General features: G+C 55.1%; 6 protein-coding genes and 1 pseudogene. 1 reads left to right on the top strand and 6 read right to left on the bottom strand.

The features are described 5' to 3' along the window. The coding region (locus tag VGC33_RS16800; RefSeq protein ID WP_331121913.1) for a hypothetical protein at positions 1-459 on the top strand (459 nt) is incomplete at its 5' end. Positions 460-1,213: 754 nt separating this feature from the next. On the opposite strand, the gene solA is transcribed toward VGC33_RS16800, so the two are convergent. From solA to VGC33_RS16770, 6 genes and pseudogenes are all read right to left on the bottom strand, one after another. Continuing rightward, on the bottom strand, positions 1,214-2,332 hold the full coding sequence (solA, locus tag VGC33_RS16795) for an N-methyl-L-tryptophan oxidase (protein ID WP_331121912.1): 1,119 nt from the start codon (positions 2,330-2,332) through the stop codon (positions 1,214-1,216). Positions 2,333-2,496: 164 nt separating this feature from the next. Further along, positions 2,497-2,751 carry a biofilm formation regulator BssS gene (gene bssS / locus VGC33_RS16790; RefSeq protein ID WP_331121911.1) on the bottom strand — a complete coding sequence of 85 codons (255 nt, stop codon included), beginning with the start codon at positions 2,749-2,751 and terminating at the stop codon, positions 2,497-2,499. Positions 2,752-2,973: 222 nt separating this feature from the next. Continuing rightward, the gene (locus tag VGC33_RS16785; RefSeq protein WP_331121914.1) at positions 2,974-3,243 is read right to left on the bottom strand and encodes a hypothetical protein; all 270 of its coding nucleotides are present in this window, start codon (positions 3,241-3,243) and stop codon (positions 2,974-2,976) included. Between the two features lie 179 nt (positions 3,244-3,422). Next, positions 3,423-3,662 (bottom strand): DNA damage-inducible protein I, encoded by a 240-nt coding sequence (gene dinI / locus VGC33_RS16780; RefSeq protein WP_331121910.1) that lies wholly within the window; start codon positions 3,660-3,662, stop codon positions 3,423-3,425. 124 nt (positions 3,663-3,786) lie between these two features. Next, positions 3,787-4,833 (bottom strand): dihydroorotase, encoded by a 1,047-nt coding sequence (gene pyrC, locus VGC33_RS16775; protein WP_331121909.1) that lies wholly within the window; start codon positions 4,831-4,833, stop codon positions 3,787-3,789. Positions 4,834-4,973: 140 nt separating this feature from the next. Then, a pseudogene (locus tag VGC33_RS16770) lies at positions 4,974-5,157 on the bottom strand (IS4 family transposase); the annotation flags it as partial.

Here is a 5,157-nt window from a genome sequence, read left to right as displayed (position 1 = left end):
AGCGCCGGGTGCCGGCAAGCGACAAGAAGGGGCTCACGCGAGCCCCTTCTTGACTTCCCAGCGCCGGCAGGTCGCGCGTCGCTGCGCGATGCCTTCCGCCGCCCATGCCCCCGTTATGCACCGGCCCGGTTAGCGCTCCCGGCGCTACCGGGCCTTTCGCCGCTCCCGGCGGCTCATGCCGGGGCCACAGGCGCCGTCAGCGCGCTTTATGCCGGGACATATGCCGCTGTTAGCGATACATTTTATTCAGCTATAGCGTTGCTGGTGCTGTTGCTGGTGTTGGTAGTGGTGCTGGAGTTTATGCAGGTGCTGGTTAAGGTGATGATGTTGGAGTTTATGTCGCGCCTTTCTGATCTATTTTATGCAAAGCTCAACAGCCTGGATGCGATTTCCATACGAATACATGAATACTCACCTGAGAGTTCAGCAAAACGTCCGCCCCCTGCAGACATAGAATAAGCCAAACACCCATGCAATAGGGTATAAGCATGCCGCATAGGGCTGTGAACAGTTAACAGTCAGCAGTGAGCAGTAAACAGTGAGCAATCAGCAGTTAGCAGTTAGCAGTTAGCAGTTTGCATAGCTTGAGCCTATTATCTTGAAACTAAAATCATTATTGTTTATTTTCCCGTTAAGTACATACCGCTCAGAACCCTAAAACGCTATTTTGCCAGCCGGCGATGGTGTTGATGTTGTGCCGGCATAGAGTGCGCCGGCAGCGCGCATTGCGGCTGGATGAGCCGCCGGGAGCGGCGAAAGGACGGGTTGCGCAGGGAGCGCATCCCGTTCTGTCCAAAGCTGTGATGCAGCGATGCCGGGTACCGCGCAGCGGCGCACGACCTGCCGGACGCGCGGAGGTCAAGGAGGCCGTCGCGGTACGGCCTCCTTGTCGCTTGCCGGCACCCGGCAATACATATAACCACCTAACGCATGGCAAGCGAAACCCCGCCAAGGCAACAGAAACCCGTCCGTCAAGGCAACAGAAACCCGTTCGCCAAGGCAACAGAAACCCGTCCGTCAAGCAAACAGAAACCTGCCCACCAAGGCGATATAAATCCTGCCGTAGCGAACCCCCCACCAAGTCAGGCTGCTTCACATATGAATTCAGGAGCAAAAGATCGTCAATCTATTCTTGAACACCTTATTTATATTGGTGCAGTTCATCACCCTTGACCGGCGTCCAATATCATCAGGCTACATCAGCGGGATAGCCTCACCCGAAGCGCCGCAGGCTGAACGGGGAAAGATCGAAGGCGCTCGCGCGTCCGGCGGCAAACCCGGCGGCGATCTCTCCCAGCACGCTGGCGAATTTAAAACCGTGGCCGCTCAGGCCGCTGATAATCATCATATCGTCATTGCCGGGCAGGGTGTCGATAATAAAATCTTCATCGGGGGAGAGGTCATAGGTACAGGCTTCACCATTCAGGCAAACGCCGACCCCGGCTAAAAATTGGCGCAAAAAACCAAAGGTTTCATTACCGTCCGTCGCATGGCTACCGAAAGGCGTGCGCTGTCCCGGCGTATCGATGGCCTGCCCGCCATCGTGTTTACCCACCTTGAGTTCGTTTTTTATGGCCGGGAAGCCATAATATTGACCGCCGTCCGGCGATAGCGCGGTAAAAGCCGGGAAATGATTATCCTCACTGAAACGCCCGTCGGCCTGGTGCCAGGAAAACACTTTACGCACCGGCTGCACCGGCAGCGACGGCAGCAGGGTTTTCACCCACGTGCCGGCGCAGACCAGCAGTTTACGCCCCTGGTAATGGCTATCTTCCTCGGTGGTGACATCGAAAACCATGTCCTTATGGCTGATGCCGGTCACGGCGCAGTTAAACAGCTGGGCGCAGCCGGCCTGCTCCGCCAGGCGAATATAGGTGCCCACCGCCAGCTCCGACTTCAGGTAACCGGCCTTGGGTTCAAATACCCCCAGATAGTCCTCCGGCAGGCTGAATTCCGGCCAGCGGTCGATAACCTGGCCGGCATTCAGAATTTCACACGGCAAACTATAAGCCTGCGTGCTGGCAATGGCCCGTTTGATGAATTCGGCATGGCGCGGCCCTAGATTGACTACGCCGCTGCGGTGGAACAATTGCGTGCCGCCCTGCGTCGACAACTCTTCCCATAGCGTTTGCGCCCGCAGCACCAGGGGAACGTATTTTTCACCTTCGCCATAGGCGTGACGGATGATGCGGGTATCGCCATGATGGCTACCGGCGTGATGAGGGGGAAACGCGGCGTCAATCATCAAGACGTTGAGACCGGCTTCGGTGGCGTAAAATCCTGCGGCGGAACCGACGGAGCCGCTGCCGATAATAATAAGATCGTATACCATGCTCATATTTCCTGCTGGGCCCCGTTCAAACCGGTAAGCGGCTGACGCGGGGAAAAAGGTCCGGGCATAAGGAGGGCATTGTCATCTGGCGGAAACATGTCCCCAGCATAATAAAAAAAGCACCCGGTGCAAAGCAACGGGTGCCGGAGGGGTAGCGATCGGGATTAATGTTTACGGTAATCGATATCCTGATATTCCGTTGCCTCAATTTTGGCGATGCCCGCTTCAAGGATAGAAATCAATTGCTTCGCGACATCAGTGGTCAGCCACAGGGTTCTGTCCACTTCCGCATCTTCGGTGGCCTGGCTGGTGGAGTTGATGTAATGCAGGCGGATCATCATGGCGTTGTAGGCGTCTACGGTGCTGATGTCCCAGCCGACCAATGGATGGGTATGGATTATCTCGTTTTTTCTGTCCATAAATACCCCTTTTCTGACTCGTTTAATAAAAATAAAGAGTGTCTTTGAGGCTCAGTGCGGCTCCATTTTAGCGAGCAATTTAAGTATACCCTTATTTGTCACTTTATTTGCTAATTGAACGATTTTTTTTAACTTTTGAACTATTTCATTAAACACATCATCAGAAATAGAAAAAAAGGGCGACGCAATCGTTGTCGTCGGACACAGACGAGGTCAGCGGCGTTAAGAGACGGCGGGCGGGACGAAAGGACCAATACGCTTGGCCAGTTCTTCGGCCAGCTGGGCAAAATATTTCTGCATGATGGCGTCGCGGTTTTGGTTCTGCGACTCCAGCATCAGGTTATGAATCAGTAGCTGGTTGGCTTTTTCATCCAGGCTGAAAGACAGATAGGAAAAGGCGATCTCCAGTACATTAAGCCTGCGCTGCTGTTCACCGATTAACGCCAGTAGTTCGCCGAACGTCATTGCTTCTTCAGGTTTATTGGCAATCATATGGGCTTTCTCCCCGGACGGCTGTTGCACAATGCGCTGCCTGAGGTGATTACAGCCCAGAAAGAGGATTTTGCCAATAGGGTATGGGCATATTTCCGCTAAAAGGTTTGGTTTGATAGTATTTTTGGCGTAAAAAAGCCGGGAATAAATCCCGGCGAAGCGACAGTACAAACTTCTTATTATTGAGAGTCAAACCAATCGTCGGCGCTTTCCCACGTCTCTTGCAGGATATCGGTGATCAGCGCCTTATCTTCTTTACTGCCTCCCATGACGCTGATGCCGTTGGCGCCCGCATAGCGCACCTGGACATGGGAATCAATAAACTGTTTATCAATCCTGGCGGTAAATTCCTTGGTCAATGCTTCAAGCGCGCCTGCGGGAAGCGGCGACGCTTTAGCAAGAGTAATTTCGATACGCATATTTTTTCTCTTAGAATCAACGCCTGTTTATTTATACAGTGTTGCCGCCTCAAGTGCAAGCGCCAGCACGGGTTATATTTAACGACGCAGATTGTTCATGCCCATCAGGCCTTCTCTTTGCCGGTCAGGTCTCCACCGACCAGTTCAGCTCCTGACCCGCCAGGAACGGCACCAGTTGGTCGCCGTCGATCGGGATGCTGTCAGGCTGCAGATGGCTTCGCCGGCGCAGGGTGATGAAATCATCGTTCAGCGGCAGGCCGTAAAATCGCGGGCCGTTGAGCGAGCAGAACGCCTCGAAATGTTCCAGGGCGCCGATTTCCTCGAATACCGTGGCATAGGCGGCGAGAGCGTTGGGCGCGTTGAACACGCCGGCACAGCCGCAGTCGCATTCCTTGCGACTGCGGCTGTGCGGGGCCGAATCGGTGCCGAGGAACAGCCGATCGCAGCCGCCGGCCACGGCCGCGCGCAGCGCTTCCTGATGCGTATTGCGCTTCAAAATCGGCAGGCAAAAGAGATGCGGCCGTACTCCGCCCACCAGCATATGGTTGCGGTTAAACATCAGATGCTGCGGGGTGATGGTGGCGGCCAGATGGCTGTCCGCGGCCAGCACATACTGCGCCGCCTCCCGGGTGGTGATATGTTCGAGCACGATTTTCAGCGCCGGGAACCGGCGGCGCAGCGGTTCCAGCACCCGATCGATAAAACAGGCCTCGCGATCGAAGATATCGATTTCAGGCGTGGTGACCTCGCCGTGGATCAGCAGCGGCATGCCGATCTCCTCCATGGCGCCGAGCAGGGGATAGATGCCGGGGACGCTGGTCACGCCGTGGCTGGAGTTGGTCGTGGCGTTGGCGGGATATAATTTCGCCGCGCTGAAAATGCCTTGGCTGAACCCTTCCACTAACTGCGACTTATCCAGCGTATCGGTGAGGTAGCAGGTCATCAGCGGCTGGAAACGGTGTCCGGCGGGCAAGGCCGCCATGATCCGCCCGCGATAGGCAACCGCCTGCGCCATGGACGCGATCGGCGGCGTCAGGTTCGGCATCACGATGGCCCGGCCGAAAACACTGCTGGTATAAGGCAATACGGCGCGCAGCATCGCGTCGTCGCGTAAATGCAGATGCCAGTCGTCGGGACGGCGGAGGTGGAGTTCTGTGGGCTGTGCGGTCATAGATAAGGCTCCGGCTATTGCGTACGGGCGAACGGGTCAAAATGAGCATAACTGCGGGGTATAAGAATAAGCATATCGGGCGGAAGTTGCATCATAAAAAAAACCCGCGTTAGCGCTGAGGGATCCCCACTAAATCAGCGCTAATAAACCAGCACCATACTTCGGTAGGTTTTGGCGAGGTGGTTAAGAACAGCATCCAGTGCCGTTCGCTTTAAAATTAGCGGAGAGTGTCGCAAGACATTTTCCGCTAACGTCAGATAAGATATAACCCGCCGCGACTTCAGGCTATTGGCCTGATATCGTAGATGTAATCCCTTATTTTCA

Origin of the sequence: Acerihabitans sp., assembly GCF_036398755.1 — a bacterium.
In the GTDB taxonomy this organism is placed as follows: domain Bacteria; phylum Pseudomonadota; class Gammaproteobacteria; order Enterobacterales; family Enterobacteriaceae; genus Acerihabitans.
This window is presented reverse-complemented; position numbering and strand designations above follow the sequence as displayed.